This window comes from Pseudomonas sp. FW305-E2 (genome assembly GCF_058782925.1).
In genome coordinates this window covers 1-24,379 of the sequence record NZ_JBYSYE010000044.1, presented here as the reverse complement: position 1 = coordinate 24,379, position 24,379 = coordinate 1, and the positions used below count along the sequence as shown (strand labels likewise).

The window sequence follows — 24,379 nt, the reverse complement described above, 5'->3', positions numbered from 1 at the left end:
CTGTCAAGTGAAGGTCGTCGCATCGTCTTGGGTGGCCATTTAGCCCCGGCAGGCAATACTTCTCTCTATACGCAGGCGTGTTCCTGGTGGCGCGCGCCGCTGGGAGGTGTCTGGTGAACAAATTAACGATTGTGGGTGCCGGCCTGGTCGGCGAGGCGGCGGCGCAGATCATCGCCCGGGATGAGTTGTGCCGTGAGCTGGTGTTGATGGACGTGCAGGGTGAACTGGCGCAGGGCAAGGCGCTGGACGTTTGGCAGGCGGCTGTGGATTCAGGTTCCGATACCCATGTTCACGGCGGGGCCAAAGCCGAGATGCTGGAGGGGTCCGAGCTGGTGGTGATCACGGCGGGCGTGCCGCGCAAGCCCGGCCAGTCGCGCCAGGATGTATTGAGTACCAACCTGCCAATCCTCGACAGCATCATGGCGGATATCAAGCACCACGCGCCGACAGCGACGGTGCTGGTGGTGTCCAACCCGGTCGATGTGCTCACCTACCGCGCCTGGAGCGTGAGCGGTCAGGGGCGCGACAAGGTGTTCGGGCAGGCGGGGGTGCTGGATACCGCGCGCATGAAGTGCTTCATCGCCGAGCAAACCGGGTTTTCTGCACGGGATATCACGGCGCTGGTGCTGGGCGGGCATGGCGACAGCATGGTGCCGCTGATGCGCTACTGCCAGATCGGCTCCGTGCCGCTGTCGCACTTCCTGTCCAGCGAGCAGATCGAACAGATTGTCGAGCGCACCCGTAAGGGCGGCGGCGAGATTCTGGGGTTGAAGAAGACGGGGAGCGCCTGCGATGCACCGGGCGTGGCCATTGCGCAGATGGTCGATGCGATCGCCAACGGGCGGAACCGTATTTTGCCGGCGGTGGCGATTCTTGAGGGCGAGTATGGGCGAACGGATATCGCCATGGGTGTGCCCTGTGTATTGGCAGAGAAGGGGCTTGCGCGGGTGATCGAGTTGCCGCTGGATGTGCAGGAACAGGCGATGTTCGACCACTCTGCAGATCAGGTGGCGCGGGATATTGCAGAGATGAAGGCGTTGTAGGGCTTGAAGCGTCATGCATCGGGTGTGGCGGCTCGGGCAGTGGGGGGAACACTTTGCCTCCGTACCTGTCACACCCGTTCATTGGGGTTCAGACCCACCCTTACCAAGGAGAGGTAGGCATGGCTTTCGACGCTTTCATCCAAATCGACGACATCGCTGGCGAAGCGCTGGATGAGCAGTACACCAACTGGATCGAGATCAACGGCTACAACTTCGGTGTCAATCAAAGCACGTCGGCTACCGCAAGTTCTTCCGGCGGTGCAACATCGGGACGTACCACCTTGACCAACTTCACGTTCACCAAGTTTCTCGACAGCGCGAGTTGCAGGCGGCTGGAAGCCAGCTGCTCGGACCCGCATCTCAAGGAAGTATCGGAGTGAACGAAGTTGAGCCTGGGCTAATTGCGATTCTGATTCTTGCACCCATGATGCTGGCGATGGTCGTACAGTGTTTCATCGCACATAAATACACTGAGTACTACGAGTCGTTGCTAACGCGCTGTAGCTTCGTGACCGGCAATAAAATCACGTTTCAACATGCAGGCCTTCTGGGCAAGGTCATGCGTACGGGGTTGATCTCCATGGTGCTGGCTATTCCGAGCCTCTTCGTGCGCAGGGGGTTGATTGACTTCGATGAAGTCAAACGTTTCCCCTCAAGCATGAGACGACTGCTGGTGAGTCTGTTGGTCATTCACATCCTGCTGGCTACCGCGCTGATTGTTTTCACTTACGCGTAGCCTGGCCGCTCCTGCATGGGGCGCGGTCAGGCCTGTCGGTTGTGCACGAGCCGTGCAGCCCTCAGCGCTGATAAGCCTTGCCAAAATGCCGTTCCAGGCGCGCCTGCAGCAGCTCCAGCAGTATCGACAGCACCCAGTAGATCACGGCGGCGGTGGTCAGCATTTCCAGGTAGCGATAGCTCGAACGCCCATACGACTGCGCCAGAAACATCACCTCCCAAACCCCCATCACGGAAATCAGCGACGAGTCCTTGAGCATCGAGATGAACTGGTTGGCGGTGGGCGGAATGATCACCCGCATGGCCTGGGGCAGGATGATGTGGCAGAAGATCTGCGGCGTGCGCATGCCCAGCGCCAATGCTGCTTCACGTTGCCCACGGGCCACGCCGAGGATGCCGGCGCGGAAGATCTCGCTCAGGTAGGCCCCGTAGTTCAGCGACAAGGCAATGATGCCGGCGCTGATGGCGCCGGGTACCAGGCCCACCTGCGGCAGCCCCAGGTAGATCAGCAGAATCTGGATCAGCAGCGGCGTGCCACGGAAGAACGAGGTGTAGAAGCTGGCCACACCCACCAGCACCGCGCTGTTGGATAACCGTGCCAGCGCGGCGGCAAAGCCGAGCAGCACGGATACCACCATCGAGCACAGGCACAGGAACAGGGTCAGTGCGGCGCCTTGCAGAAAACCATTGGGCCCCAGCTTGAAACCGGCCAGGTTGGGAAACTTCTCCAGAATGATGGCGAACTTCAGGTCAAAGCTGAGGAAGAAGGCGACAAACAGCCCGAACAGCGCCAGCCAGGTTAGCAGTAACCGGGTGCGAAAGCCGAACAGGCCGGCGCCCGCAGGCTTTGCCACGGGCTTGGGGGAGGGAGGGAAGGTGCTCATTTGCTGATGTCGGCACCAATCCATTTCTGCGACAGCTTGGCCAGGGTGCCATCAGCCTTCAGCTCGGCGAACACCTGGCGTACCTTGGCATCCCACTCAGGGTCGCCTTTTTCGATGGCTACCGCGTTGGGCTCTTCATACAGCGGCGCACCGGCCAGCTTGAAGCGCTTGTCCTGCTGCAGGCGCGGCTGCGCGGTCACCAGGTTGGTAATGATGGCGTCCAGGCGCACGCCAGTGCCCAGGCCCAAGTCCTGGAAGGCGACGTTTTCAGTGTCGTAGGGCGCAGCCTGCACGAAGTCGAACGGGTAATCGATCTTCTGGTCTTCCTTGCCTTCAATGACCAGGTTCTTGTTCAGGTAGCTTTCGTAGCTCGATGCACTGATCGAACCCACCTTGCGGCCTTCCAGGTCTTTGGCGCCATGGATGCGCTCATCCGAGGCATTGACCACGATCACGGCGGGCGATGCGTAGTACTCCACGGGGAAGTCAAATACCTCGGCGCGCGCCTTGCTCGGGGTCATCGAGCAAATGCAGATGTCGTAGCGCCCGCTCCAGCGGCCAGCGGCAATCACGTCCCAGGACGGTGTTTCCAGGCGCAGTTTGACGCCGAGTTTGTCGGCCACTGCCTTGGCCACGTCCACATCGTAACCGTCGAGCTGGTTGTGGTCATTGAGGAAGGAAAACGGCGGGTAGCTTTCCATCAGCACGTTAACCATTTCCTTGCGCGATTCAACTCGCTCCAACGTGGCGCCAGCAAAGGCTTGGGTGGCAGTTGCGAGCAGTACAAGGCCCGCACCCAGCAGAGAAGAAAATCGCATGTACATACCTGATATGTTGGGCAAATGGGTGATAGGGTATTTAATAGTTATAACCCTAATCCCCATAATGAATTTTATTCATAAGAACCTTCAGAGAAGTTATATGGCAGAGCGAACGATGGTAATTCTGGACGGTGGCATGGGCCGAGAGCTGCAGCGCAGTGGTGCACCGTTTCGCCAGCCCGAGTGGTCGGCGCTGGCGCTGAGCGAGGCGCCGGAGGCGGTCGTGGGCGTGCATGCAGCCTTCATCGAGGCGGGTGCGCAGGTCATCACCAGCAACAGCTATGCAGTAGTGCCGTTCCACATCGGTGAAGAACGCTTTGCCGCCGAAGGGCGACAGCTGGCCCATATCGCAGGCCAGCTTGCGCGGCACGCGGCAGATAGCGGCGCGCACCCGGTCAGGGTGGCCGGTTCGCTGCCGCCGCTGTTCGGGTCCTACCGCCCCGACCTGTTCCAGCCCGAGCGTGTGGCAGAGGTGCTGACCCCGTTGCTCCAGGGCCTGGCCCCGCATGTTGACCTGTGGCTGGCCGAAACCCAGAGTTCCGTGGCCGAAGTGCGGGCCATTCATAGCCATTTGCCGGCAGACGGCAGGCCGTTCTGGGTGTCCTTCACCCTGCAGGACGAGGACGTCGACGAGGTTCCGCGCCTGCGTTCCGGTGAACCGGTGGCCGAAGCCATCGAAGCCGCAGTGAGCCTGGGAGTGGCTGCGGTGTTGTTCAACTGCAGCCAGCCTGAGGTGGTCGGCGCCGCCATTGATGTCGCGCGCTCCGTCATCGAGCGGCACAACGCCGAGATTGCCATCGGTGCCTATGCCAACGCCTTCCCGCCGCAGCCCAAAGAAGCCACTGCCAACGATGGCCTGGACGAACTGCGCGAAGACCTCGATCCGCCGGGTTACCTGGCATGGGCCAAGGACTGGCGTGCGCGGGGTGCCAGCATGGTCGGCGGTTGCTGTGGCATCGGCCCGGAGCACATCGCCGAGCTGAAACGCAACCTGGCCTAAGCGCCCACGTGGCCGGGCGGCTTTTGCAGCGCCCGGCCCGCAGCCATTAAAAAAAACGCCAGTCAGACCCGGATTCCATCGTTTTTCAGGCCTCCGTCATCTCCCTATAGTCCGCTCAAGGCCGATGCTGCATCGGTGTACACAACTCAGCTGGGCGGGAAGCGGATATGAACAACAACGAAAAATTCGAGGGCAATGCTGCGGCCGGTGTGGGGACGCGGGTCGTGTGGAGCGGGGAGCAGGTACAGCACCCGTACAACGCCACGCAGACCCCGATCGTGGTCAGCGCCGCTTATGGCTATAACGATATCGATGCCTGGTACGACGTGGCGCAGGGCAAGCAGCCGGGCTTCATCTACAGCCGCATGAGCAACCCCACGGTCGCCACGCTGGAAGCAAAACTGGCCGAGCTGGAGCAAGCCGAGTCGGCAGTCGCGTTCAGCAGCGGCATGGCGGCCATCAGTGCCGTGCTGCACACCTTCCTGTCCAACGGCAAACGCGTGGTGTCGACCCGCGACAGCTATGGCGGCACCAACAAGATCTTCGAAGAGTTCCTGCCGCGCATGGGCGTGCAAGTGTGCCTGTGCGATACCTTGGACACTGAAGCGCTGGAGCGCGAGATTGCCGCCGGTTGCGACCTGCTGTACCTGGAAACCCCCACCAACCCGACGCTGAAGGTGCTGGACATTCGTCGGCTGAGCGCCGCTGCGCACAAGGTGGGGGCGCTGGTGGTGGCCGACAACACCTTTGCCACGCCACTGAACCAGAACCCGCTGGCGCTGGGCGTTGATGTGGTGGTGCACAGCGCAACCAAGTTTCTGTCCGGGCATGGTGACGTGCTGGGTGGGGTGGTGTGCGGCGCGGAGGCGTTGATGGCCCAGGTGCGGCACTACCGGGAAATCAACGGTGCGGCGCTGGACCCGTTCTCGGCCTACCTGATCATCCGCGGTATCAAGACCCTGGCAGTGCGCCTGCGCCAGCAGCAAGCCAGTGCCATGGCGTTGGCCCTTTACCTGAGTACCGAGCCGCTGGTCGAGGCGGTGAACTACCCAGGTTTGCCGGCGCATGCCGGGCATGCCATTGCCAAGGCGCAAATGCGCGGGTTTGGCGCCATTGTCAGCTTCGTGCTGAAGGGCGGCATGCCGACCGTGGCCCGTTTGCTGCCGCGGCTGAAGTATGCCCACCGGGCCGGCAACCTCGGCGCGGTTGAGACCATCTATGGCCCGGCGCGCACCACCAGCCATGTCGAGAACACTTTGGAAGAACGCCTGGCGCTGGGCATTTCCGAAGGGCTGGTGCGCATTTCAGTGGGCATCGAGGAAACCGATGACCTGCTGGCGGACCTGGCACAGGCCTGTGCATCGGTGCGTGAGGAACTGGCCGTCGCAAAGGAATTGCACGCTGACGCAGACGCCTGCCAGCGCCCGGTGCAGGCCTGAGGCTGGCGCGTAGCACTCACCCGTGCGGTGGGTGCCACTTCATGAAGTCGAACAAAAACAATATGCAAGGCAACTCGATTCGCTCTGCCAAGACGAGGTCGTTGCTACGTCCTTGCCCGCCAACTTTCATGAGTAACCCACAATGTCCGTGCAGACAACCACAACTAGAAATGCCTCGGCGCATACCTTCAAGCAGGATATGCAAACCCGCCACATCGTCATGCTGGCACTGGGCGGTGTGATAGGCACCGGCCTGTTTCTCACGTCGGGCTACACCGTTAACCAGGCCGGCCCGTTGGGCGCGGTCATCGCCTACATACTCGGCGCAATCATGGTGTACCTGGTCATGATGTGCCTGGGCGAGCTGGCGGTACACATGCCGGAAGTCGGCTCGTTCAGCAGTTACGCCACGCGTTACCTCGGCCCGGGCACCGGTTACATGGTGGCCTGGATGTACTGGCTGACCTGGACGGTGGCCATCGGCTCCGAATTCACCGCCGCGGGCATCCTGATGGTGCGCTGGTTCCCCGACACGCCGGTATGGATGTGGAGTGCGCTGTTCGGCGCCGCGGTGTTCATCAGCAATATCATTTCGGTGCGATCGTTCGCCGAAACCGAATTCTGGTTGTCACTGGTCAAGGTGTTGGCCGTCATCGCCTTTCTGGTGGTGGGCGGCGGGGCCATTCTGGGTGGCTTCGAGATCCAGCAGGCGCACAGTGCAGGGCTGGGCAATTTCACCCGTGAAGGGTTTTTCCCCACCGGTTTCTGGTCAATTGCCATGACCCTGCTGGCAGTGGCCTTCGCGTTCTCGGGTACCGAGCTGATCGGCATTGCTGCCGGCGAAACCAAAGACCCGGAAAAGAACGTCCCCAAGGCCATTCGCACCACGGTCCTGCGCCTGGCGCTGTTCTTCATCGGCACCATCTTTGTACTGGCCACCTTGCTGCCGCGTGAACAGGCCGGGGTTATTGAAAGCCCGTTCGTGATGGTCTTTGCGATGATTGGTATCCCGTATGCGGCCGATATCATGAACTTCGTCATCATCACCGCGCTGCTGTCTGCCGCCAACTCCGGCCTCTACGCCGCTTCGCGCATGCTCTGGACCCTTAGCGACCAAGGCAACATGCCCCGCCGTTACGCCACGCTGTCGCGCCGCGGCACACCCTTCAATGCAATCGTGCTGAGCATGGCTGGCGGCATGGCTTCGCTGTTGAGCAGTGTGTTTGCCCCCGACACCATCTACCTGGCGCTGGTGTCGATTTCAGGGTTGGCCGTGGTGGTGGTGTGGATCAGCATCGCGGCCAGCCAGATCGCATTCCGCCGTCATTACATCGCCAGCGGCGGCAAGCTCGAGGACCTCAAGTTCCGGGTGCGTGGCTACCCGTTCGTACCACTGGGGGCCATTTTCTGCTGCGTACTGGCCTGCGTCGGCATTGCCTTCGACCCTGCTCAGCGGGTTGCCCTGTACTTCGGCTTGCCCTTCATTGCCTGGTGCTACCTGGCCTATTGGCTGACGTGCAAGTACCGCAGCCGCCGTACGGGCCCGCTGGAAATCGTCGCCCCAGGTTCCGAGGCCGCCTGAGCAGGTGATACTAGGCCACCGGAACCTAGCCACGAGAAGCCGCCGATGACCCAGAAAACCTTGCCCCCCCTGAACTGGCTGAGAGCCTTCGAAGTGTCGGCGCGTTACTTGAACTTCACCCATGCGGCAGAAGAGCTGCACCTTACCCAAGGGGCTGTGAGCCAACAGATTCGTCACCTGGAAAGCCAATTGGGTGTGGCGCTGTTCAAGCGCCTGCCACGCGGGTTGGGGCTGACCGAAGAAGGGCAGTCCTACCTGCCGGTGGTGCAGGACGCCATCAGCCGCCTTGCGGTCGGCACCAATGAAATCTTCGGGCAACGCCAACGTCGGCCCCTGAAGGTACGGGGCAGCCTGTCGTTCCTGCACTTCTGGCTGGCCCCGCGGCTGGCCGACTTTCGGCGTTCGCACCCGCAGGTGGACATCCGCTACATCAGCAACCTGTGGGTCAAGGAGCTGGATGCCGAAGATGATCTGGAAATCCGCTGGGGTAGCGGGCAGTGGGCCGGGGTAGAGGCGCAGCGCCTGACCCGCGACATGCTGGTGCCGGTGTGCGCACCCGCGCTGCTGGCCGGTTGCCCGCTGCGCGACCCGCGCGACCTGGCCCGTGTGCCGTTGCTGCATGTGCTGGGTTACGAGGAGGGGTGGGGCTACTGGCTGGAGCGGGTCGGCGCCGATCAGGTCGACTCTTCCAGTGGCCTGCAGTTCGACACGCTGGTGTCGACCCTGCGCATGGCGGAGCTGGGGCTCGGGGTGGCGTTGGCACGCTCGTCGCTGGTCGAGGACCTGCTGCAGGAGGGGCGGCTGGTCGCTCCCTTTGCCCAGCGTATCGAGGCAAGCGAGTCGTTTTTCCTGGTACGCGGCCTGGGTGAAGCGTTGTCCCCCGATGCCCAGGCGTTCAGCCATTGGCTGGTGGCCATGGCGCATCGTTAATTTACGTAGCTATCTGGAGCACCGATGCAGTACACATCCACGCGCGGCAACGAGACACGGGTCGATTTCCGCACGGCATTGCTTTCTGGCCTGGCCGACGATGGCGGGCTTTATGTGCCCACCTCGGTGCCGGTGTTCAGCCCACAGGAAATTGCCAGCTGGTCGTGGTTGCCCTTCGACGAACTGGCCTGGCGGGTAATGGCACCGTTTGTCGGCGATACCCTCGACGAGCCTACCCTCAGGGCGCTGGTCAGCGACAGCTATCGCGGGTTCCGCCACCGCGGCATTGCGCCGTTGCAGCAGCTTGGCCATAACGAATGGATCCTGCAGCTTTTCCATGGGCCTACCCGGTCCTCCAAGGACTTTGCCGCGCAGTTGCAGGCGCGTTTTGTCCGGCACTTTCTGGGGGCGGAGTGCGAGCGGGTCATGCTGGTCGGTGCCAGCAACGGCGATACCGCAGTAGCGGCTATCGAAGCGTTGCGGCATTGCCCGGCAGCAGGCTTGCTGGCGCTATACCCCAGCGCAGGCACGCCCGCCGACCGCGCGGCAGTGATGCGCAGCGCCGCGTCCGACAGCGTAAGCTGTGTGGCCGTGGATGGCAGCTTTGACGATTGCCAGTCGCTGGTGTCGGCGCTGCTGCGTGACTGGCCATGCCCCGGGCTGATTCCGGTCAGCTTCAACTCCACCAACTGGGTCGGTGTGCTGGCGCAGATCGTGTTCTATTTCCATGCGGCGCTGCAGCTCGGTGGCGGGATACGCCCGGTCGGGTTCAGCATCCCCACGGCCAGTTTTGCCGAGATCTACGCGGGGTTCATTGCCCAGAAAATGGGCCTGCCGATCAACCAGATCATCGTCTCCACCAACCGCAACGATGCCCTGCACCGGTTCATCCACTGCAACCGCTACAGCCGTGGTTCAACCAGCCAGACCTTGTCACCGGTCATGGACTTTTCGCTGTTCTCCAACCTGGAGCGCTTCGTCTGGGAACTGTATGACCGCGATGGCGGGGCGACCCGGGCACTGATGGAGCACTTCGAGGCGTGTGGTGAGCTGAGCATCGGCAACCGCCAGTGGTTGCATGCGCGCATGCTGTTCGACTCCTATGCCGTGGACGACGTGCTGATTCGCGAAGAAATTGTCACGCTGTTCCACGAAACGGGCAGCGCAGTAGACCCTCATGCCGCGACAGGGGTATTCGCCGGGCGCCTGCACCGGCGCAACATCGGTGCGCCCATCGTCACGCTGGGGCAGTTTGCCCCCGAAAAGTCTGCCGGGCTGCTGGCGGAGCTGGGGGCCTGGCACGGTGAGGTGCCCGCCGGTGCGGTCGGCACAGCGGGCGATGGGCCGCTGTTGGCACCTGACGACCTGGCCGGTGTTCATGCCTTGTTGGCCCGGTTGCAGGCTGGGCGATGAAGCGCATCCTCGACCCCCTGGACGAGCGCATTCTCGCCGAGCTCACCGCCAATGCGCGTATTGCCCACGCCGAGTTGGGGTTGAAGGTGAACCTGTCGCGCAATGCGGTACGCCAGCGCATCGAGCGGCTGGAGCGCGACGGCGCCATTCAGGGTTATACCCTGCGCATCGGTGAGGGCAGACGACCGGCGTCGTTGATCAACGCGGTGATCTTCGTCTACCGCTATGACCGCATGCGCGGTGAGGCGGTACTCGATGCGCTGCGCCAGATCCCTGAGGTGATCCAGTGTGAAGTGCTCAGCGGCGAGTTCGACCTGATGTTGCGCGTCGAGGCCTCCAGCCCGGAGCGGGTGCACCATGTGTGGAAGGAAATCGCTGCCATGCCCGGGGTGGAGAACACGGTGACTTCGTTCGTCCTGGCCGCGGTGGTCTGAACCGCGTCTTTGCATCGGCTAGCACAACGCCGCCTGGGTTCGCGCCCAGGCGGCGTTGTGCGTTTTGCCCTGGCGCAGGTGCGCGCTTTGCACTGGCCAGATTGGCCAATAAATACAGCGGATTGCCATATTCAACTGGCAGTGCACGGCTCTTACGCTAGTCCTCATCGACCCACTGCCTGGACAGGACAGCAAACCATGACCGAATACAAAATTGCACTCGTTGGCTTTGGTGGCGTTAACCGCGCGCTTGCCCAACTGATCGCCGAACGCAATGCGCGCTGGCAGCACGAGTTGGGCTTTGGCCTGAAAATCGTTGGTGTCACCGACTTGTTCCTGGGGTCGGTGATCGACCGCGACGGCCTGGATGCCGCCATGCTGGCCGCGCTGCCGGCTCAGAAGGGCGCACTGGCGCAAATCCCTCAAGGTTCGGCCGAGGCGTTCAATGAGGCGGTGATCAAGCAATCAGGCGCCGACATCATCGCCGAGGCCACATTCACCAACCCCAAGGACGGTGAGCCGGCGGCAACCTTCTGCCGCTGGGCGCTGGAGGCGGGCAAGCACGTGGTCACCACCAACAAGGGGCCGATTGCCTTGCATGCCCGGGCGCTCAAGGCCTTGGCCAAGGCCAACAATGTATCGTTCGAATACGAAGGCGCCGTAATGAGCGGCACACCGGTGCTGCGCATGGCGCGCCAGACCCTGGCGGGCGCGGGCTTGGTAGGTTTCGAGGGCATTCTCAACGGTACCTCTAACTATGTGCTCACGCGCATGGAGGAAGGGCTTGGCTTCAACGAGGCGGTGGCCCAGGCACAAGCGCTTGGCTTTGCCGAGGCTGACCCGACCGCCGATGTGGAAGGCCATGACGTACGCCTGAAGGTGGTGATCCTCGCCAATGAGTTGCTCGGCGCCTGTCTGCAGGTGGGTGATGTGGCCTGCAGCGGTATCAGTGCCATCGACAGCGCAGCTATCGAGCGGGCACGGGCGGCGGGCGAACGCTGGAAGCTGATCGGCAGTGCCCGCCGTGAAGCCGATGGTTCGGTGCGAGCCAGCGTCGAAGCGAAGCTGCTGCCTGGCCATCACCCCTTGGCGGGTATTTCAGGCGCCACCAATGCGCTGGCGTTCGACACCGAGTTGCTGGGGGCTGTAACCGTGTCCGGCCCGGGGGCGGGGCGCATTGAAACGGCTTTTGCCCTGCTGTCGGACATTGTCGCCATTCACACCGCCGGCCATTCGGCCTGAGGAGCAACGTTCATGAGCCTGACTTCCGTATCGCGGGCGCTTGTTCAGCAACCCGCCTTGATCGATGTCTACAACCCCTTCGATGGCAGCCTGGTTGGCAGCGTCGACAACCTCGGTGCAGAAGCGGTGCCTGCCTTGCTCGCCCGTGCCCGACAGGGTATGCGTGAAAGTGCGGCGCTGCCCCGGCACCGCCGGGCCGCTATTCTGGAGCACGCCGCTCAGCTCATTGAACGGGATGCGGCAGACTTTGCCGGCCTGATCGTCGATGAAGCGGGCAAGACCCTGCGTCAGGCCGAAAAAGAGGTCAAACGCTGCATCAACACGCTCAAGCTGTCTGCCGAAGAGGCGCGGCGCAACGCCGGTGAGGTGGTGCCTTTCGATGCCTATGAAGGCTCCGAATCGCGTCAGGGCTGGTTCACCCGCGAGCCGTTGGGGTTGATCCTGGCCATTACCCCGTACAACGACCCGCTCAACCTGGTGGCGCACAAGCTGGGGCCAGCACTTGCAGGGGGCAATGCGGTCATTCTGAAACCCTCGGAACTGGCCCCTCTTTCTGCCCTGAAACTGGTGCAGTACCTGGTGGAGGCAGGGTTGCCGGAGGCCGTCGTCACCGTAGCCACAGGGGGCGCCGAACTGGGCAAGGCGCTGGTGGCTGTGCGTGAGGTGCGCATGGTTTCCTTTACGGGCGGTTTCGCGACGGGCGAACAGATTGCGCACGGGGCTGGCTTGAAAAAACTTGCCATGGACCTTGGCGGCAATGCCCCGGTGCTGGTGCTCAAGGACTGCGACCTTGAAGCCACGGTCGAATCGTGTGTGTCGGGCGCGTTCTGGGCGGCCGGGCAGAACTGCATCGGCACCCAGCGCATTCTCGTGGATGCCTCGATCTACGAGGCGTTTCGTGCACGCTTTGTGGCATTGACCCAGGCGATGGTCTGGGGCGATCCGGGTCGGCGCGAAACCGATATGGGGCCGATGATCACCGAAGCGGCTGCACGGCAGATCGAAGCACGCGTCAACCAGGCGCTTGAGGGCGGTGCCCGCCTGCTCTGTGGCCACCAGCGTCAGGGGGCGGTCTATGCGCCGACAGTGCTCGAAAGCGTTGACCCCGTCAGCCGGCTGTGGCTCGAGGAGGTTTTTGCGCCGGTGGTGATGCTGGCGCCCTTCGAGACTGTCGAGCAGGCGATAGCGCTGGCCAATGCCCCGGAGTACAGCTTGCATGCCGGTGTGTTCACCCGTGACCTGTCGCTGGCGTTGAGCCTGGCCCGGCGTATCGAGGCCGGCGGTGTAATGATCAACGACTCTTCCGACTACCGCTTCGATGCCATGCCATTTGGTGGTGCCAAGTATGGGAGTCTTGGGCGTGAGGGGGTACGGTTCGCCTACGAGGACATGACCCAACCCAAAGTCGTCTGCTTCAACCAGATGGGTTGAGGGGGAGGGTACCTCGATGATCACTCGCTACGGATCAAGCGCGCGGATGTCACTGGCGGTCAGTTACAGGGGCCTGTTCGAAACGGCAGGCATCGTGGCCGATGACCTGCAACAGGATGTGCAGGGGCAGTTGCGTCAGGCGCTGAGCGTGATCGACGGCCTGATGGTGCAGGCCAACGTCGGCAAGGCGCAGCTGACGCGGGTTCAGATGTGGCTTGCCGACTACCGCCACTTCGACCTGGTCAACGAAGTGTACGACGCCTGGTTGCAAGGCTGTGCAAAACCGGTGCGGGCCTGCGTGGGCGCCGCCCTGGGGGCTGGCTACCTGGTAGAGGTGCAGGTGTTCGCTGTGTGCCCCGAATAGTCCTTTTCTCTATGACGAGTACCACGGGTCAACGCACAAACCGTGGTACCGCCCGTACATAGATCAGTTCGCTCACCAGCTCTACCAGGGTTTGCGTGATCACGGCTGCCGCCGCCAACCCGCGCATCTCTTCTGGCAACGCCAGCGCCAGCGGCAGCACCACCAGCGAGTTGCGCGTGGCTGCGCTGAACGTCACCGAGCGTGCCTCGCTGGCCGGCAGGCGCAGCAGGCGCGCACAGATGAAGCCGAGCGCCGGCGCCAGCAGCATGAAACCGATGTATACCGGAACCACCGGCAGCAAACGGTCGAAATCATGCAGTACCACGACAATCTGCGAAGCGATCACCACCATCAGCACCAAGGCCATCGCCGGCACCGGCAACCATGCCCAGGCGTCGTTCCACGTTGCGATTGCGCGCGAGCGCCGGGCACCGGCGCTGGTGAGCACCGCGAGGGCCATCGGCAACACGATCAACAGCACGAAGGCTTCCACGAACGGGGTGATGGAGATTGCCACATGGCGGCTGCCACCCAGCATCAGGGCCAGGTACACCGGCAGCAGCACCAGTTGCGCCAGCAATAACAGGGGGGTTGCGGCCAGTGTCAGGCGTGAGTCGCCTTTGCCAATGTGGGTGAACACCACCACGTAGTCGATGCAGGGCGTAAGCAGCACCAACAAGGCACCGACGAGGATCGCCGGGTGTTCCACCAGCCCGCGGGTGATGGCCCAGACAAGCAGCGGAACGAGCATGAAATTGGCCAGTAGCAGGGCCGTGATGAAGCGGCGGTTACCCAGGCCCTGGCGCAGGTCGAGGAAGGGTATTTGCAGGAACATCGCGTACATCAACACGGCGATGGCGGGAGTGATCAGGGCTTCCAGATGCCGTGCGCTGTGGCTGGCCATCAAGCCGAAGGCAACGGCTGCGAGCACGGCAGCGAAGTAGATCGGGATCTGGTGGGTCTCGAGTTGTTCTCTGGTCAAGGTGTGGCCTGTGCGGTGATCAACTGGGAACGCGGTCTTTGTGGGAGCGGCCTTGCGTCGCGATAGGGCCGCAAAGCGGCCCCTGCAATCTATGCATGATGCCGCGATCCTGGGGCCGCTGCGCGGCCCTATCGCGACGCAAGGCCGCTCCCACAGGGATCGCGCCAGCTTTTACAAATTGAGCAAGACAGTTGCTCCTCCAAAGAGCAGCAGTGCGTGTGAAACAAACGAAATCAAACGAAAAAGCCCGGCACTGGGCCGGGCTTTTTCACTTCAGGCAAGCGCCAATCAGTTGCCGTAAACCGGCAGCTTCTTGCAGATGGCCTTGACCTTCTCACGGACGGCGTCGATCACCGCTTCGTTGTTCAGGTCGGCCAGGATGTCGCAGATCCAGCCGGCCAGTTCCTTGCACTCGGCTTCCTTGAAACCACGGGTGGTCACGGCTGGGGTGCCGAAACGCAGGCCCGAGGTGACGAACGGCGAACGCGGGTCGTTCGGTACCGAGTTCTTGTTGACGGTGATGAAAGCTTTGCCCAGTGCGGCGTCAGCATCCTTACCGGAGATTTCCTGCTTGATCAGCGACAGCAGGAACAGGTGGTTCTGGGTGCCACCGGAAACCACGTCGAAACCGCGCTCGATGAACACGCTGGCCATGGCCTGGGCGTTCTTCACGACCTGCTGCTGGTAAGCCTTGAACTCTGGCTGCAGGGCTTCCTTGAAGCAGATGGCCTTGGCCGCGATGACGTGCTCCAGCGGGCCGCCCTGGGCGCCCGGGAAGACGGCGGAGTTCAGCTTCTTCTCGATGTCGGCGTTGGCACGGGCCAGGATCAGGCCACCGCGCGGGCCGCGCAGGGTCTTGTGGGTGGTGGTGGTGACCACGTCGGCGAACGGAACAGGGTTCGGGTACACACCAGCGGCAACCAGGCCGGCAACGTGGGCCATGTCGACGAACAGGTAGGCACCGACCTTGTCGGCGATGGCGCGGAAGCGGGCGAAGTCCAGAACCTGCGAGTAGGCCGAGAAGCCGGCAACGATCATCTTGGGCTTGTGCTCGACAGCCAGGCGCTCGACTTCGTCGTAGTCGATCAGGCCATTGCCGTCGATGCCGTACTGGATGGCGTTGTACAGCTTGCCCGAGGAGCTTACCGAAGCACCGTGGGTCAGGTGGCCACCGTGGGCCAGGCTCATGCCCAGGATGGTGTCACCGGCAGACAGCAGGGCCAGGTAGACGGCAGCGTTGGCCTGGGAGCCAGCGTGCGGCTGTACGTTGGCGTAGTCGGCGCCGAACAGCTCCTTGGCACGGTCGATGGCCAGTTGCTCGACGACGTCGACGTACTCGCAACCGCCGTAGTAGCGCTTGCCTGGGTAGCCTTCGGCGTACTTGTTGGTCAGGACCGAGCCCTGGGCTTCCATGACTGCCGGGCTGGTGTAGTTTTCCGAAGCGATCAGCTCGATATGCTCTTCCTGGCGCAGAGCTTCTTGCTGCATGGCTTCGAAGAGCTCGGCGTCGTACTTGGCAATGGTCAAATCACGGCTGAACATGGCGGTCCTCAAGGATCGGGGTAATTTGGGTGTGCATTCTAACCGATTGATTCGCGGCTGGCATATGAAGTGGCGTCAAGTCGCAGACCAATGGGCTTCATCTTGCATCCCGCGCCGTTTCTGGGCTGGGCGGGGGCGGGAGTTGACCTGGAAGTCCGCTTTTTTATGCAGGAATGCGGCGCGGTGGATGGCACCGGCTTGGCCGGTGTTCGCGGGTAAACCCGCTCCTACGGGGACCTTGTGTGCGGGTCAATGGAACATGAACAAGGTCTCGTTGGAGAATTGCGCCTCGAACTGATGCGCCGGCATCGGCCGCCCGAACAGATAGCCCTGCACCTCGTCGCAACCATGCTCGCGCAGAAACTCCAGCTGTTCGTGGGTTTCCACGCCCTCGGCGATGACTGCCAGGTTGAGGCTGTGGGCCATGGCGATGATCGCCCGGGCAATCTGCGCGTCCTGCTCGCCTTCGGGCAGGCCGTCGACGAAGGTACGGTCGATCTTCAGCACGTCGATGGGGAACTGCTTGAGGTAGTTGAGCGACGAGTAGCCGGTGCCGAAGTCGTCTACCGCAATGCTCAGGCCGAGGTTTTTCAGGCTGGCAAGAATCTGCAGCGCCTCGTTCACCTCACGCATCAGGATACTTTCGGTCAACTCCAGTTCCAGGCACGCCGGCGGCAGGCCGCTTTCTTCCAGAATGTTGGCAATCCGCGTGCCCAGCTGGCCGTCGGAGAACTGCCGCGCCGAAATATTCACCGACACTTTCGGCACCCGCACCTTGGCCTTGTGCCAGGCCTTGAGCTGGCGGCTGGCCTCGCGCAGCACCCAGTCGCCCACGTCCACCACCAGGCCCAGTTCTTCGATCACCGGGATGAAGTCACCCGGCGGCACCAGGCCACGGGTCGGGTGACGCCAGCGCAGCAGCGCTTCGGCGCCCGTCAGGCGCTTGCCGTCGCCGCTGAACTGCGGCTGGTAGTAGAGGATGAACTCGTTCTGCTCCATGGCATGGCGCAGGTCGCTTTCCAGCTCCAGGCGCTCCAGGGCGCTGGCGTTCATTTCGGCCTGGTAGAATTGGAAGTTGTTCTTGCCGCGCTCCTTGGCGTGGTACATGGCGGTGTCGGCGTTCTTCATCAGTTGGCTCAGCTCACTGCCATCCTGCGGACTGAGGGCGATGCCGATGCTGGCGGTGACGAAGAACTCGCGGTTTTCCAGCACGAACGGCCGCACCAGGCTGCCGAGGATGTTCTCGGCCACGTGGATGGCGCGGTTCAGGGCCATTTCGCGGGTGGGGCGCGGCTGCAGCAGCAGGGTGAACTCGTCGCCGCCCATGCGTGCCACCGTGTCGTCGTCATCCACGCAGGCCAGCAGGCGCAGGGCCATGTCCTTAAGCATGCGGTCGCCGGCCGCATGGCCGAGGGAGTCGTTGATCGGTTTGAAGCGGTCGAGGTCGAGGAACATCAGCACCACCCAGGCCTTCTGCCGCTCGGCCTGCTGCAGGGCATTGTACAAACGGTCCTGGAACAGTGTGCGGTTGGGCAGGTGGGTAAGGGCGTCGTAGTAGGCCAGGCGGTGGATGCGCTGTTCGCTGGCCTTGCGTTCGCTGATGTCGGTGAAGAAGCACACGTAGCTGGCCAGGTCGCCTTCGTCGTCCAGTACCGCAGTGATGCCGACCCAGGCCGGGTAATGGTCGCCGTCACGGCGCTTGAGCCACACTTCACCTTCCCAGCTGCCGCGCTGGTGCAGTTGCTTGACCACATAGCGCAGGTGGCCTTCCTGCTGTTCGTCGACAGTGAGCATGCCCGGTAATTGGTCGAGCACTTCACTGACGGCGTAACCGCTGACGCGGCTGAACGCCTCGTTGGCCTGGACGATATAGCCGGCCGGGTCGGTGATGAGGATCGCCGACGTGGAATGTTCGAATACGGTCGCGGCCATGCGCAGGTCTTTTTCGGCACGGCGTTGCTGGCTGATGTCGCGGCCCACCCCGAGTACGCCTTCGAAGCGCTGGTCATCGTCCCACACCAGCACCAGGCGCAGCTCGATCGGGATCTTGCGGCCATCGGCACGCAGGCAGTCGAACAGGAACAGTTGGGTGGGTAACTGGCTGCGCAGTTGCGCCATCTGCGCCGGATCGCCCATGGCCTTGCTGACACGCTCCATCAGGCTGTAGATGCCGGTGAGCTGGGCTGGGTTGGCGACGATCGACTGCCAGCCGTTGGCGAAGATCCAGTCGGCCTGGTAGCCCAGCACGCTCTGTACCGAGGGGCTGACATAATTGAGCTTGAGCTGGTTGTCGGTGGAAAAGATCACGTCACTGATGCTTTCGGCGAGCATGCGGTAGCGTTGCTCGCTGTCACGTAGCGACTGGCTGGCCTCGATCTGAACGGTCACATCCTTGCCCACACCGATGATGCGCGTCACCAGGCCTTCGGCGTTGCGGGTCAGCACTTGCTCGCGGATGTCGTAGCAGCGCCAGCTTCCGTCGCGGTGGCGGAAGCGCAGCTGGCAGTGCAGCGGTTGGTCATGACCGCTGTCGCGCTGTTGCTGGCGCAGTGCCTGGTAGTGTGCGGCGTCCTCGGGGTGCAGCAGCAGCTCCCAGAAGCGGTCGCCCATCTGTGCCAGCTCGGTGCGGTCGTAGCCCAGGGTCTGGCCGAGGTGGCGGTTGCTGAAGATCATCCGTTGGCTGGGCACATCCTGCACATACAACTGGTCGGGTACGGTGCGTACCACGTCCGACCAGAAGCTTTCGCGCTCCAGTAGCGACAGCTCCACCTGTTTGCGGCTGGTGATATCGCTGATGCTGAGGATAACCGCCTGATAATCACGGCGCTGCAGCGGCATGCGGGCCATCAGCCACAGGTGCAGCTCGGTGCCCTGCGGTGTCGGCAGGCGCACTTCCAGCTCCAGCAACGGGCGTTGTTCGATCAGTGCGTCGATCAGTTGCATGCCGACGCTGTCTCGGCTGTCGCCAGTGCCATCGATCAGCCGCTGCCAGGCACCTTCGTGGCAGTCGATGTTCAGCAGCTGGCGCGCCACTTGGTTGACCTCGGTGATCTTCAGTTCCAGCAGCAGCGAGCGGCGCAGGTTCGGATCCAGCGCCAGGCTGTGCTTGAGTGCGGCCCGGTTGCGCAGGTGGTAGCGATCGAGCTGGCCGGGCAGGCTGGACAGGTCGAGCACGCACAGGGCAACGCCGGTGCCTTCAAAAATTTCCTGATAACGCCGGCGGTCTTCCTGCAGCGCCCGCTGGCGGCGACGCATGTTGATCAGCGCCAGCACCGGCAGTAGGGCGCAGAACAGCACCAGCAGGCACTTGCCGAACAGCGCCGGCAATAGTTTTTGCCGGGCCAGTTTGGCGTCGAACAGACCGCGTAGCTGCCAGGTGCTGTTTTCGATGAAGGCCAGCATCACGCTTTGCAGCGGCTCGTCGCTGGTGTCGGCTGCGGCATGGCGCTGCAGCACCTCGCCGCTGCGGCTGTTTTCCAGCAGCCACTGCGGGTGGCCACTGCCCTCGAGGTGGAGGGTGAGCTCGCGGTAATAGTCCGGTGACAGGCGCAGTAGCCAGTAGCCGCTACCCTGTGCGGCATCCTGGCGCAGCAACAGGTACAGGAGGTGGTTGTCGGCCGAATTGGTGAAGAAGTACGGGCGTCCCTGGCTCAGCACGAGCAACTCGTCAAGCGACTGGCGGTCAGGGCTGCCGGCCAGGCTGTCGGCGCGTAGCTGCCCGACGTTGTCCAGCCAGGCCACGCTCTGCAGGGCGGGAAGGCGCTCGCGCAGGGTACCGAGCAGGCTGGGCAGGGCGGCAGGTGTCGGTGCATCAGGGTAGGGTTGCACCACGTTCACGGCCTGTTGCGCCTTGAGCGCCATGTTCAGGCTCAGGTGGTCGGCCAGTTCCGCGGAGGCGTCCAGGCTCTGTTTGCGCAATTCGGCCTGGGTATGATTGAACTGGGCGAACAGCTGCCACAGCAGCAGGCCCAACAGGATCAGGGCCAGCAGCGCCAGCGCACCCTTGATCGACCCGCGCAGGAGGGTCGCGGGTGCTTGTGGGGCGGAACGCAATGACGACGGATGAGTAAGGTTGGTCAAGCGTTGATCCTGCGATTGGGCTGGCGATGGCAGGGAATGATCGTGCACGGTGCGTGCCGGCGCCCGGCTTGCGCACCGCGGTGGCGCACTATAAGGCCGGACACCCGAAACCGGCTAGCATGCCTCGGATTATGGCGAAGTGCCAGCCATGTTGACCGGTGGTGGCTGCCCGGTGGTTCGGCAAGCCCCTGTAACCTGTGCGAGAATAGCGCCCGCTATACATGACAACGCATCGGAGATGTTCGGTTTTGGTTACTCACTTTTCCTCCAATGGCCTCGATTCCGCCTGCGGGCGCAGCAGTCAGACCCTTGTCAGCACTGCCGTGACCGAGGACGTATCCTGCAAGTCTTGCCAGCGCTCGCTGGGCAAACCCGAGGCAGCCGCTGCCGCCAAAAGCAAGGCCCCATCGCTGGCTGAACTGCGCAAGACCGCCAAGGTGGCAGCAGAGCCGGCTGTTGCCGTGGCGGCGGCCAAGCCGGCAGCCAAGGTGGTCAGCACTGCGCCTGCCAAACCGGCCAAGGCGGCCGAGCAGCAACCTGCCCGCAGTGGCGGCTTCAGCGTGAAGTCCGCCTGGGCCGCACGCCTGGCCGAGCAGGGCGACCGTTGCCGCTTGCCGCGGGGCAAGGCCAAGCAGCGTCACGTCTGAGCCTCTTCGGCTGCTGTGCCGGCCCTTTCGCGGGCTCGCCCGCTCCCACAGGAATCGTGGATTCTTCAGACTCTGTGGTGACTCTGTGGGAGCGGGCATGCCCGCGAAGAGGCCGGCACAGGCAATGAATTCATCCCAGGGACCGCACTGATCACACCCCACCATCGGCCCCTCCTATGCAACGCCGCGCGTTGGCGTAGAATGGTCGACTTTGTTCAATGACACCCCCAATACACATCTCCCTGGCCATGCTGCCGGGGCGATCGGCGATGTCTTTACCTATCTGATTAGAGGGCTTGGTTTTGGCTCAATACGTCTACACCATGCATCGGCTGAGCAAGGTCGTGCCGCCGAAGCGGGAAATTCTCAAGAACATTTCCCTGTCGTTCTTCCCAGGCGCCAAGATTGGCGTACTTGGCCTGAACGGCGCCGGTAAATCGACCCTGCTGCGGATCATGGCGGGCGTCGACAAGGAATTCGACGGCGAAGCCCGTCCGATGCCCGACATCAACGTGGGTTACCTGCCACAGGAACCGCAACTGGACCCAACCAAGACCGTGCGTGAAGTGGTCGAGGAAGCGGTCAGCGTAATCAAGGACGCCCAGGCCCGCCTGGACGAGGTCTACGCGGCCTACGCCGAGCCGGATGCCGACTTCGACAAGCTGGCCGCCGAGCAGGCCAAGCTGGAAGCCATCCTGCAGGCCGCTGATGGCCACAACCTGGAGCGCCAGCTGGACGTCGCTGCCGATGCCCTGCGCCTGCCGGCCTGGGATGCGCGCATCGAACACCTGTCCGGTGGTGAGAAACGCCGTGTGGCCCTGTGCCGCCTCCTGCTGTCGGCACCCGACATGCTGCTGCTCGACGAACCGACCAACCACCTGGACGCCGACTCGGTGGCTTGGCTGGAGCGCTTCCTGCACGACTTCCCGGGCACCGTGGTAGCCATTACCCACGACCGTTACTTCCTCGACAACGTCGCCGGCTGGATCCTGGAGCTGGACCGCGGCGCCGGCATCCCGTACGAAGGCAACTACTCGGGCTGGCTGGAAGCCAAGTCGGAGCGTCTGGCGCAGGAATCCAAGCAGCAGAGCGCCCACGAGAAGGCCATGAAAGAGGAACTGGAGTGGGTGCGCAAAGGCGCCAAAGCCCGCCAGTCCAAGTCCAAGGCCCGTCTGCAGCGCTTTGAAGAAATGCAGTCGCAGGAATTCCAGAAACGCAGCGAAACCAACGAAATCTACATCCCGGCCGGTCCGCGCCTGGGTGACAAGGTTATCGAGTTCAAGAACGTCACCAAGGGCTACGGCGACCGTGTGCTGATCGACAACCTGTCGTTCTCCATGCCCAAAGGCGCCATCGTGGGCGTGATCGGTGGTAACGGTGCCGGTAAGTCGACCCTGTTCCGCATGTTGATGGGCAAGGAGCAGCCGGACTCGGGCAGCATCGAGATCGGTGAAACCGTGCAGTTGGCCTGTGTGGACCAGAGCCGCGAGGACCTGGACGGCGCGAAGACCGTGTTCCAGCAGATCTCCGACGGTTCCGACCAGATCCGCATCGGCAACTACGAGATCCCTTCGCGTACCTACGTTGGTCGCTTCAACTTCAAAGGTGGCGATCAGCAGAAGTTCGTCAAGGACCTGTCCGGTGGTGAGCGTGGCCGCCTGCACCTGGCCCTGACCCTGAAGGAAGGCGGTAACGTTCTGCTGCTCGACGAACCGTCCAACGACCTCGACGTCGAAACCTTGCGTTCGCTGGAAGAAGCCCTGCTGGACTTCCCGGGCGCCGCGATCGTGATTTCCCACGACCGTTGGTTCCTGGACCGTGTGGCTACTCACATCCTGGCGTACGAAGATGACTCGAACGTGGTGTTCTTCGAAGGTAACTACACCGAGTACGAAGCCGACCGCAAGAAGCGTCTGGGTGATGCTGCAGCCCAGCCGCACCGTGTACGGCACAAGAAACTGGCACAGTAAGCCGGTTTTCTGATGCACAAGAATGGGGCCCCAAGGGGCCCCATTCTTGGGCCTGGCGGACCGCTATAAAGGGCGAGGCGAAGGTGTATTTTGTATACACTTACATAAAACGCACCAAATAATTTCAAAAAAACGACATTTCGCCCTATTCCGGTGCGATTGCTTCTTGGTACATTTCTGAAAAAAACCAATAAGTCCAATCCTCTTGGTGAGATGTCTACCATGATCGAATCTGTCGACAATTTCCTTGCACGCCTAAAGCAGCGTGACCCAGGCCAGCCGGAATTCCACCAAGCGGTGGAAGAGGTGCTGCGCACCCTGTGGCCATTCCTTGAAGCCAACCCCCACTACCTGCAGTCCGGCATCCTCGAGCGCATGGTCGAGCCCGAGCGCGCCGTACTGTTCCGCGTCTCCTGGGTCGACGACCAGGGCAAGGTGCAGGTCAACCGCGGTTACCGCATTCAGATGAGCAGTGCCATTGGCCCGTACAAGGGCGGGCTGCGCTTCCACCCGTCGGTGAACCTCAGCGTGCTGAAGTTCCTGGCGTTCGAACAGGTGTTCAAGAACTCGCTGACCTCGCTGCCCATGGGTGGCGGCAAGGGCGGCTCGGACTTTGACCCGAAAGGCAAGAGCGACGCCGAAGTGATGCGCTTCTGCCAGGCGTTCATGAGCGAGCTGTATCGACACATTGGCGCGGACTGCGACGTACCGGCCGGTGACATCGGCGTGGGTGCCCGCGAAATCGGCTTCATGTTCGGGCAGTACAAGCGCCTGGCCAACCAGTTCACCTCGGTGTTGACCGGCAAGGGCATGACCTATGGCGGCAGCCTGATCCGCCCGGAAGCCACCGGCTATGGCTGCGTTTACTTCGCCGAAGAAATGCTCAAGCGTCAGGACAAGCGTATCGACGGCCGCCGCGTGGCGGTGTCTGGTTCGGGCAACGTCGCCCAGTATGCTGCGCGTAAGGTCATGGACCTGGGCGGCAAGGTGATCTCGCTGTCTGACTCTGAAGGTACCTTGTATGCAGAAGCCGGCCTGACCGACGCTCAGTGGGACGCCTTGATGGAGCTGAAAAACGTCAAGCGTGGACGTATCAGCGAGCTGGCCGGGCAATTCGGCCTGGAGTTCCGCAAGGGCCAGACCCCGTGGAGCCTGCCGTGCGACATCGCCCTGCCATGCGCCACGCAGAACGAGCTGGGCGCCGAAGATGCCCGCACCTTGCTGCGTAACGGCTGTATCTGTGTGGCCGAAGGCGCCAACATGCCGACTACCCTCGAGGCTGTGGATATCTTCCTGGACGCCGGCATTCTGTACGCCCCGGGCAAGGCCTCCAATGCGGGCGGCGTAGCCGTGTCGGGCCTGGAAATGTCGCAGAACGCCATGCGCCTGCTGTGGACGGCCGGTGAAGTGGACAGCAAGCTGCACAACATCATGCAGTCGATTCACCATGCATGCGTGCACTACGGTGAAGAGGCTGATGGCCGTATCAACTACGTCAAGGGGGCGAACATTGCGGGCTTCGTGAAAGTGGCCGATGCGATGCTGGCTCAGGGCGTGGTCTGATCTGAGGCCGTAGGGGCCGCTTTGCGGCCCATCGCGACGCAAGGCCGCTCCCACAGGGATGGCGCCAGCTTTTAGAAATTGAGCAAGACAGTTGCTTCCACAGGCTGGACTGCACCCGAGAAGTTGGACAACCAGGCAGTCAAGGCCCTGTGGGAGCGGCCTTGCGTCGCGATGGGCTGCAAAGCAGCCCCAGGGCCCTCAACCCTCGCCCAGAATCTCAACCACCTCTATCACCTGTTCCCCCACCGGCCGCCGCCAGACCACCTCATCCCCCGGC

At 62.7% G+C, this 24,379-nt stretch carries 19 protein-coding genes and 2 pseudogenes; 15 read left to right on the top strand and 6 right to left on the bottom strand.

Annotated features, from left to right (window positions below; genetic code table 11):
* Window positions 1–113: 113 nt before the first annotated feature.
* The 3 genes and pseudogenes from AC3WLP_RS23480 (at window position 114) to AC3WLP_RS23470 (ending at window position 1,779) form a co-directional block, all read left to right on the top strand.
* The gene (locus AC3WLP_RS23480) at window positions 114–1,043 is read left to right on the top strand and encodes a malate dehydrogenase (protein WP_088513544.1); all 930 of its coding nucleotides are present in this window, start codon (window positions 114–116) and stop codon (window positions 1,041–1,043) included.
* A gap of 119 nt (window positions 1,044–1,162) precedes the next feature.
* Window positions 1,163–1,414, top strand: a pseudogene (locus AC3WLP_RS23475) (type VI secretion system tube protein Hcp); the annotation flags it as partial.
* A gap of 5 nt (window positions 1,415–1,419) precedes the next feature.
* Window positions 1,420–1,779, top strand: a complete 360-nt coding sequence (locus tag AC3WLP_RS23470) for a hypothetical protein (protein WP_012051140.1) — start codon at window positions 1,420–1,422, stop codon at window positions 1,777–1,779.
* Window positions 1,780–1,840: 61 nt separating this feature from the next.
* Here the strand turns inward: AC3WLP_RS23470 and AC3WLP_RS23465 are convergent, their stop codons facing one another.
* Window positions 1,841–2,662 (bottom strand): amino acid ABC transporter permease, encoded by an 822-nt coding sequence (locus AC3WLP_RS23465; protein WP_003247513.1) that lies wholly within the window; start codon window positions 2,660–2,662, stop codon window positions 1,841–1,843.
* Window positions 2,659–3,480, bottom strand: coding sequence for an ABC transporter substrate-binding protein (locus tag AC3WLP_RS23460; RefSeq protein ID WP_003247511.1), 822 nt, complete (start codon window positions 3,478–3,480; stop codon window positions 2,659–2,661). The genes AC3WLP_RS23465 and AC3WLP_RS23460 overlap by 4 nt, the downstream gene beginning before the upstream one ends.
* A gap of 118 nt (window positions 3,481–3,598) precedes the next feature.
* On the opposite strand from AC3WLP_RS23460, the gene AC3WLP_RS23455 reads away from it, so the two are divergent.
* The 9 genes from AC3WLP_RS23455 to AC3WLP_RS23415 all read left to right on the top strand — a co-directional run bounded on the left by AC3WLP_RS23455 (window position 3,599) and on the right by AC3WLP_RS23415 (window position 13,318).
* Entirely contained in the window at window positions 3,599–4,483 is an 885-nt protein-coding gene (locus AC3WLP_RS23455; RefSeq protein ID WP_178085921.1) for a homocysteine S-methyltransferase family protein, read from the top strand.
* Between the two features lie 167 nt (window positions 4,484–4,650).
* Complete coding sequence (locus AC3WLP_RS23450; protein WP_012051143.1) at window positions 4,651–5,922, top strand: cystathionine gamma-synthase family protein; 1,272 nt, start codon at window positions 4,651–4,653, stop codon at window positions 5,920–5,922.
* A 142-nt stretch (window positions 5,923–6,064) separates the two neighbouring features.
* Window positions 6,065–7,504 carry an amino acid permease gene (locus AC3WLP_RS23445; RefSeq protein ID WP_178085920.1) on the top strand — a complete coding sequence of 480 codons (1,440 nt, stop codon included), beginning with the start codon at window positions 6,065–6,067 and terminating at the stop codon, window positions 7,502–7,504.
* Between the two features lie 45 nt (window positions 7,505–7,549).
* Window positions 7,550–8,434 (top strand): LysR substrate-binding domain-containing protein, encoded by an 885-nt coding sequence (locus tag AC3WLP_RS23440; RefSeq protein ID WP_014859427.1) that lies wholly within the window; start codon window positions 7,550–7,552, stop codon window positions 8,432–8,434.
* A gap of 24 nt (window positions 8,435–8,458) precedes the next feature.
* Window positions 8,459–9,847 carry a threonine synthase gene (locus tag AC3WLP_RS23435; protein ID WP_014859426.1) on the top strand — a complete coding sequence of 463 codons (1,389 nt, stop codon included), beginning with the start codon at window positions 8,459–8,461 and terminating at the stop codon, window positions 9,845–9,847.
* Window positions 9,844–10,281, top strand: a complete 438-nt coding sequence (locus tag AC3WLP_RS23430; protein ID WP_010951921.1) for an Lrp/AsnC family transcriptional regulator — start codon at window positions 9,844–9,846, stop codon at window positions 10,279–10,281. The genes AC3WLP_RS23435 and AC3WLP_RS23430 overlap by 4 nt, the downstream gene beginning before the upstream one ends.
* 198 nt (window positions 10,282–10,479) lie before the next feature.
* On the top strand, window positions 10,480–11,523 hold the full coding sequence (locus AC3WLP_RS23425; RefSeq protein ID WP_088513540.1) for a homoserine dehydrogenase: 1,044 nt from the start codon (window positions 10,480–10,482) through the stop codon (window positions 11,521–11,523).
* A gap of 12 nt (window positions 11,524–11,535) precedes the next feature.
* Window positions 11,536–12,954 carry an aldehyde dehydrogenase family protein gene (locus AC3WLP_RS23420; protein WP_088513539.1) on the top strand — a complete coding sequence of 473 codons (1,419 nt, stop codon included), beginning with the start codon at window positions 11,536–11,538 and terminating at the stop codon, window positions 12,952–12,954.
* 16 nt (window positions 12,955–12,970) lie between these two features.
* On the top strand, window positions 12,971–13,318 hold the full coding sequence (locus AC3WLP_RS23415; RefSeq protein ID WP_256596083.1) for a RidA family protein: 348 nt from the start codon (window positions 12,971–12,973) through the stop codon (window positions 13,316–13,318).
* A 28-nt stretch (window positions 13,319–13,346) separates the two neighbouring features.
* Here the strand turns inward: AC3WLP_RS23415 and AC3WLP_RS23410 are convergent, their stop codons facing one another.
* The 3 genes from AC3WLP_RS23410 to AC3WLP_RS23400 form a co-directional block, all read right to left on the bottom strand.
* Window positions 13,347–14,300: an arsenic resistance protein gene (locus AC3WLP_RS23410; RefSeq protein WP_088513537.1), complete on the bottom strand. Its 954-nt coding sequence runs from the start codon at window positions 14,298–14,300 to the stop codon at window positions 13,347–13,349.
* Between the two features lie 288 nt (window positions 14,301–14,588).
* Window positions 14,589–15,842 carry a serine hydroxymethyltransferase gene (gene glyA, locus AC3WLP_RS23405; protein ID WP_003247505.1) on the bottom strand — a complete coding sequence of 418 codons (1,254 nt, stop codon included), beginning with the start codon at window positions 15,840–15,842 and terminating at the stop codon, window positions 14,589–14,591.
* Window positions 15,843–16,091: 249 nt separating this feature from the next.
* Window positions 16,092–19,922, bottom strand: coding sequence for a sensor domain-containing protein (locus AC3WLP_RS23400; RefSeq protein WP_088513536.1), 3,831 nt, complete (start codon window positions 19,920–19,922; stop codon window positions 16,092–16,094).
* 248 nt (window positions 19,923–20,170) lie between these two features.
* Here AC3WLP_RS23400 and AC3WLP_RS23395 point away from each other — a divergent pair, with 248 nt between their 5' ends.
* The 3 genes from AC3WLP_RS23395 (at window position 20,171) to gdhA (ending at window position 24,102) form a co-directional block, all read left to right on the top strand.
* Window positions 20,171–20,569, top strand: a complete 399-nt coding sequence (locus tag AC3WLP_RS23395; protein ID WP_088513535.1) for a hypothetical protein — start codon at window positions 20,171–20,173, stop codon at window positions 20,567–20,569.
* A gap of 302 nt (window positions 20,570–20,871) precedes the next feature.
* The gene (gene ettA / locus AC3WLP_RS23390; RefSeq protein WP_010951931.1) at window positions 20,872–22,539 is read left to right on the top strand and encodes an energy-dependent translational throttle protein EttA; all 1,668 of its coding nucleotides are present in this window, start codon (window positions 20,872–20,874) and stop codon (window positions 22,537–22,539) included.
* A 222-nt stretch (window positions 22,540–22,761) separates the two neighbouring features.
* Window positions 22,762–24,102: an NADP-specific glutamate dehydrogenase gene (gene gdhA / locus AC3WLP_RS23385; protein ID WP_003247498.1), complete on the top strand. Its 1,341-nt coding sequence runs from the start codon at window positions 22,762–22,764 to the stop codon at window positions 24,100–24,102.
* Between the two features lie 198 nt (window positions 24,103–24,300).
* On the opposite strand, the pseudogene AC3WLP_RS23380 reads toward gdhA, so the two are convergent.
* A pseudogene (locus AC3WLP_RS23380) lies at window positions 24,301–24,379 on the bottom strand (transcription elongation factor GreAB); the annotation flags it as partial.

What these genes read in the sequence shown, in the direction of transcription:
- AC3WLP_RS23465 (WP_003247513.1), bottom strand. Translation starts at nt 2,662, where the DNA reads ATGAGCACCTTCCCTCCCTCCCCCAAGCCCGTGGCAAAGCCTGCGGGC.
- AC3WLP_RS23460 (WP_003247511.1), bottom strand. Translation starts at nt 3,480, where the DNA reads ATGCGATTTTCTTCTCTGCTGGGTGCGGGCCTTGTACTGCTCGCAACT.
- AC3WLP_RS23455 (WP_178085921.1), top strand. Translation starts at nt 3,599, where the DNA reads ATGGTAATTCTGGACGGTGGCATGGGCCGAGAGCTGCAGCGCAGTGGT.
- AC3WLP_RS23450 (WP_012051143.1), top strand. Translation starts at nt 4,651, where the DNA reads ATGAACAACAACGAAAAATTCGAGGGCAATGCTGCGGCCGGTGTGGGG.
- AC3WLP_RS23445 (WP_178085920.1), top strand. Translation starts at nt 6,065, where the DNA reads ATGTCCGTGCAGACAACCACAACTAGAAATGCCTCGGCGCATACCTTC.
- AC3WLP_RS23440 (WP_014859427.1), top strand. Translation starts at nt 7,550, where the DNA reads ATGACCCAGAAAACCTTGCCCCCCCTGAACTGGCTGAGAGCCTTCGAA.
- AC3WLP_RS23435 (WP_014859426.1), top strand. Translation starts at nt 8,459, where the DNA reads ATGCAGTACACATCCACGCGCGGCAACGAGACACGGGTCGATTTCCGC.
- AC3WLP_RS23430 (WP_010951921.1), top strand. Translation starts at nt 9,844, where the DNA reads ATGAAGCGCATCCTCGACCCCCTGGACGAGCGCATTCTCGCCGAGCTC.
- AC3WLP_RS23425 (WP_088513540.1), top strand. Translation starts at nt 10,480, where the DNA reads ATGACCGAATACAAAATTGCACTCGTTGGCTTTGGTGGCGTTAACCGC.
- AC3WLP_RS23420 (WP_088513539.1), top strand. Translation starts at nt 11,536, where the DNA reads ATGAGCCTGACTTCCGTATCGCGGGCGCTTGTTCAGCAACCCGCCTTG.
- AC3WLP_RS23415 (WP_256596083.1), top strand. Translation starts at nt 12,971, where the DNA reads ATGATCACTCGCTACGGATCAAGCGCGCGGATGTCACTGGCGGTCAGT.
- glyA (WP_003247505.1), bottom strand. Translation starts at nt 15,842, where the DNA reads ATGTTCAGCCGTGATTTGACCATTGCCAAGTACGACGCCGAGCTCTTC.
- gdhA (WP_003247498.1), top strand. Translation starts at nt 22,762, where the DNA reads ATGATCGAATCTGTCGACAATTTCCTTGCACGCCTAAAGCAGCGTGAC.